General features: G+C 44.6%; 1 protein-coding gene. It reads left to right on the top strand.

What is annotated here, in order from left to right:
• A partial coding sequence (locus tag N8M20_RS10465) for a DUF1542 domain-containing protein (protein WP_261080548.1) occupies nt 1-224 on the top strand: 224 nt, incomplete at both ends.

The following is a 224-nucleotide window of genomic DNA, read 5'->3' as shown; positions in this document are numbered from 1 at the left end:
GCAGGAACAACTGTCATTGGAAAAGTCCATGAAAATGGAAACTTAGATACAGCGAAAGCCAAAGCCAAAGCAGCCTTGGACGAAGCGGCAGCGACAGAAAAAGCAGCTATTGAAGCAGACGGAAGCTTAAGTACTACAGAAAAAGCCGAAAAAGCAAAAGAAGTAGACAAAGTGAAAGCCGAAAAAGCAGCTAAGATCGACGAAGCGACAACAGCAACAGGTGT

The sequence above is a fragment of the Streptococcus mitis genome, assembly GCF_946190275.1.
Taxonomy (GTDB): Bacteria; Bacillota; Bacilli; order Lactobacillales; family Streptococcaceae; genus Streptococcus; species Streptococcus mitis_DC.
Note: the sequence above shows the minus strand (reverse complement) of the source record. Positions and strands in the feature narration are given on the sequence as shown.